This is a genomic window from Streptococcus mitis (assembly GCF_001579035.1).
In the GTDB taxonomy this organism is placed as follows: Bacteria; Bacillota; Bacilli; order Lactobacillales; family Streptococcaceae; genus Streptococcus; species Streptococcus mitis_J.
In genome coordinates this window covers 35,466-39,441 of record NZ_KQ970286.1, presented here as the reverse complement: position 1 = coordinate 39,441, position 3,976 = coordinate 35,466, and the positions used below count along the sequence as shown (strand labels likewise).

Annotated in this window: 6 protein-coding genes; 1 reads left to right on the top strand and 5 read right to left on the bottom strand. The window is 42.0% G+C overall.

The genetic code is table 11. From position 1 onward, the window contains the following. Nucleotides 1–262: DUF3165 family protein (locus tag SMIDD26_RS02460; RefSeq protein WP_061438800.1), on the bottom strand; the 262-nt coding region annotated here is incomplete at its 3' end. A 19-nt stretch (nt 263–281) separates the two neighbouring features. After that, nucleotides 282–2,123 (bottom strand): translational GTPase TypA, encoded by a 1,842-nt coding sequence (gene typA / locus SMIDD26_RS02455; RefSeq protein ID WP_000164111.1) that lies wholly within the window; start codon nt 2,121–2,123, stop codon nt 282–284. Between the two features lie 161 nt (nt 2,124–2,284). Between typA and SMIDD26_RS02450 the strand changes: the two genes are divergently transcribed. After that, on the top strand, nt 2,285–3,010 hold the full coding sequence (locus SMIDD26_RS02450) for a 16S rRNA pseudouridine(516) synthase (protein WP_061438799.1): 726 nt from the start codon (nt 2,285–2,287) through the stop codon (nt 3,008–3,010). A gap of 47 nt (nt 3,011–3,057) precedes the next feature. Here SMIDD26_RS02450 and SMIDD26_RS02445 read toward each other — a convergent pair whose 3' ends face one another. From SMIDD26_RS02445 to SMIDD26_RS11350, 3 genes are all read right to left on the bottom strand, one after another. Then, nucleotides 3,058–3,426, bottom strand: a complete 369-nt coding sequence (locus SMIDD26_RS02445) for a rhodanese-like domain-containing protein (RefSeq protein ID WP_061438798.1) — start codon at nt 3,424–3,426, stop codon at nt 3,058–3,060. Then, complete coding sequence (locus SMIDD26_RS02440) at nt 3,426–3,695, bottom strand: YqgQ family protein (protein WP_000051787.1); 270 nt, start codon at nt 3,693–3,695, stop codon at nt 3,426–3,428. The genes SMIDD26_RS02445 and SMIDD26_RS02440 overlap by 1 nt, the downstream gene beginning before the upstream one ends. A gap of 47 nt (nt 3,696–3,742) precedes the next feature. Continuing rightward, the coding region (locus SMIDD26_RS11350) for a response regulator transcription factor (RefSeq protein ID WP_134990137.1) at nt 3,743–3,976 on the bottom strand (234 nt) is incomplete at its 5' end.

The window sequence follows — 3,976 nt, the reverse complement described above, 5'->3', positions numbered from 1 at the left end:
CTTTTTTATCTTCCTTTTTACTTTTTTTGACTGGCATGAGTGTGATGTCTCTCACACTAAAGTAAGCTAGGATTAACATGGCTATTGCTAGGAATATTTCGGTTGGTAATTGAAAAATTTTCAGAAAAGATAGAGCCAACAAAACCAAGAGTGCCACTAAAATACATACCATAGCGACGATATTGACTGTCCCTTTAATGCTTTCTGGTGTCGCAAATACATAGAGTAGGAGCAGTAAAATTCCTAGGACTAAATAGACCATCTTTCTCTCTTTCTAGCTCTTATTCAGCTGATTTTTTCTTCTTGTTAGCTTTCTCACGCTCTGCCTTATTAAGGATTTGTTTACGCAAACGGATAGACTCAGGTGTTACTTCCATGTACTCATCGTCGTTCAAGAACTCAAGAGACTCTTCAAGTGTCAAGATACGAGGTGTCTTGATGACAGCTGTTTGGTCCTTAGTAGCTGAACGAACGTTAGTCATTTGTTTTGCCTTAGTGATGTTAACTGTCAAATCGTTTTCACGAGAGTTTTCACCGATGATCATTCCTTCGTAAACCTCAGTACCTGGGTTGACAAAGATTGTACCACGTTCTTCGATAGACATGATTGAGTAAGTTGTAGCCTTACCAGCATCGATAGAAACAAGGGCACCGCGGTGACGACCACCAATTTCCCCTGGAATCAACGGCAAGTATTGATCGAAGGTATGGTTCATGATACCGTAACCACGAGTCATTGACAAGAACTCAGTTGAGTATCCAATCAAACCACGCGCTGGAACAAGGAAGACCAAACGAGTTTGACCATTACCAGTTGAAATCATATCCAACATTTCACCCTTACGTTCAGAAAGGCTTTGGATAACAGACCCTTGGTATTCTTCTGGAGTGTCGATTTGAACACGTTCAAATGGTTCACATTTAACACCGTCGATTTCTTTTACGATAACTTCTGGACGAGATACTTGAAGTTCATATCCCTCACGACGCATTGTTTCGATAAGGATTGACAAGTGCAATTCTCCACGTCCTGAAACAGTCCATTTATCTGGTGAATCAGTTGGGTCAACACGAAGGGAAACGTCTGTTTGCAATTCGGCCTGCAAGCGTTCTTCTACCTTACGAGAAGTTACCCATTTACCTTCTTTACCAGCAAATGGTGAGTTGTTGACCAAGAAAGTCATTTGAAGAGTTGGCTCATCGATGTGTAGGATTGGAAGCGCTTCAACTGCGTCTGTCGGAGTAATAGTTTCACCGACAAAGATATCTTCCATACCTGAAACGGCAATCAAATCACCTGCTTTGGCTTCTTGGATTTCACGACGTTCCAAACCAAAGAAACCGAAGAGTTTTGTAACACGGAAGTTTTTAGTTGTGCCATCAAGTTTAGACAGAGTAACTTGGTCCCCAACCTTAACAGTACCACGGAAGACACGACCGATACCGATACGTCCAACGAAGTCGTTGTAGTCCAAAAGTGACACTTGGAACTGCAAAGGCTCATCTGAGTTATCTACTGGAGCTGGGATATGGTCGATAATCGTGTCAAAGATTGGTGCCATAGTCGCTTCTTGGTCAGCTGGATCATCTGACAATGAAGAAGTTCCGTTGATCGCTGAAGCATAAACCACTGGGAAATCAAGCTGGTCGTCATCTGCACCAAGCTCGATGAAAAGTTCCAATACTTCGTCCACTACTTCAGCCGGGCGAGCTGATGGTTTGTCGATTTTGTTAACAACAACGATTGGGACAAGGTCTTGTTCCAAAGCTTTTTTCAAAACGAAACGAGTCTGTGGCATGGTTCCTTCGTAAGCATCTACGACCAAGACAACACCGTCAACCATTTTCATGATACGCTCAACTTCTCCACCGAAGTCCGCGTGTCCTGGTGTGTCCATGATGTTGATACGAGTTCCGTTGTAGGCAACGGCTGTATTCTTAGCAAGGATGGTAATTCCACGCTCTTTTTCGATATCGTTTGAGTCCATAGCACGCTCAGCCAATTCAGTACGTGCATCAAGCGTTTCTGATTGTTTCAATAATTCGTCAACGAGGGTTGTTTTACCGTGGTCAACGTGGGCGATAATCGCAATGTTACGGATATCTTCTCTTAATTTTGTCATGATTTCCTCTATAATATTCAAAATTTATTTTCTAACTGAACGATTATACCATATTTTCAAGTAAATAACATAACTCAAGCAAGTGTAAATGTTTTCACTCTGCTTTTCTTTTCACGTCAAGCCTTTTCAAAGCAAGCGACTTATGATAAGATAGGCACAGTATGCGTTTAGATAATTTATTAGCTCAAGAAAAAATCAGCCGAAAGGCCATGAAACAAGCCTTACTCAAAGGGGAAATTCTCGTCGATGCTTGCCCAGCCCGCTCCCTAGCTCAAAATATCGATACAGGACTACAAGAACTCCTTTTTCAGGACCGAATCATTCAAGGCTATGAGCACACCTATCTTATGCTTCATAAGCCTGCTGGTGTCGTGACAGCCAACAAAGACAAGAAACTTCCAACCGTCATAGACCTGCTGTCGCCTGACATCCAGTCTGATAAACTCTATGCCGTCGGCCGACTGGACAGAGATACGACTGGCCTCCTCCTCTTGACCGATAACGGTCCCTTAGGCTTTCAGCTCCTCCATCCCCAATATCATGTCGATAAAACTTATCGAGTTGAGGTGAATGGACTTCTAACACCTGACCATATCCAAGCCTTTCAAAAGGGAATTGTCTTTTTAGATGGTACTGTCTGTAAACCCGCAAGACTAGAGATTCTATCTGCAAGTCCTTCCCTCAGTCAAGCCTCTATCACCATTTCAGAAGGAAAATTTCATCAGGTTAAGAAAATGTTTCTCTCGGTTGGTGTCAAGGTGACCTCACTCAAACGTACCCATTTCGGGCCTTGGAGCTTGGATGAAAACCTGCAAGAGGGATACTACCGCCACCTAAACTCCCAAGAGTTAGCAAACATTCGTGAATTTCTTAGAAAAAGTGGTTAAAAAATGAGCTCGAAAACATCCAAGCTCGTTTTTTTATTTCTCAACTTTCACTTTCCTTTCCAAGAATCCAAACCATAAGAAAGGATATAAATCTCAGAAAAACCTTGTTTTTTCAAGTAAAGGGCCGCATTTGTGACACGTTGCGCACGTTGGTTTTCGTAAAGAAGGACAGGTTTATCCTTACGAAGGGCTGCAAGACTGGTCTTCAACTGACTTGAAGGAATATTGCGGGCACCAAGGATATGTTTTCTGTGGAATTCTGCTGGGTCACGCAAATCAATCAATTGACCCGTACGAATCAAGGCTTCAAATTCCTCATTGTCCACAATTTTAGCCGCACGGCGAATACGAAGATAGTTAAAGCCCATCCATGCCAACATTGCTAGTATAAGTGCCCACAAAATCCAAGTAACCATTAGTTCTTTTCTCCATTTTTCTCAATATAATCCAATTCTACCTTGTGCTCCCTGCGAAGAACTGCTTCCGCTTCCAGATAGTCTAATTTGTCCATCAACCCTGCATCGTAAATTCGAGAGAGCTCCAACTTCATCAGTTCAATATCATATAAGCGTTTTCCCATGTAAACAATAATACCAAATCGTTTGAGGAATTGCTGCACATCATAGAATGTTTTCATAAGACTCATTCTAGCAAAATTTTGTGTTTTTTTCAAGAAGAGACTCACACAAGAAGTAGCACAGAAATTAAAAAAGCTGCATCTTCTGCAACTTTTTAATCTGGTGGAAAATAGCCCAACTGCTCAGCGATGTGAATCGCCTCCTGCCTGTTAGTCACTCCCAATTTTGAAAAGATATTGGCCAAGTGATTGGAAACTGTACGTTTACTCACATAGACCTTGTCACAGACATCATCAATGGTCAAGCCATTTCTAACCAATTCTAGTATCTCGATTTCTCGTGGTGTTAGCACCTCTACCATCACTTCATCTGAAAAGACCTTACCACC

Bases quoted from the DNA above. Each gene is read 5' to 3' on its own strand.
- typA (WP_000164111.1), bottom strand. From the start codon at position 2,123: ATGACAAAATTAAGAGAAGATATCCGTAACATTGCGATTATCGCCCAC.
- SMIDD26_RS02450 (WP_061438799.1), top strand. From the start codon at position 2,285: ATGCGTTTAGATAATTTATTAGCTCAAGAAAAAATCAGCCGAAAGGCC.
- SMIDD26_RS02445 (WP_061438798.1), bottom strand. From the start codon at position 3,426: ATGGTTACTTGGATTTTGTGGGCACTTATACTAGCAATGTTGGCATGG.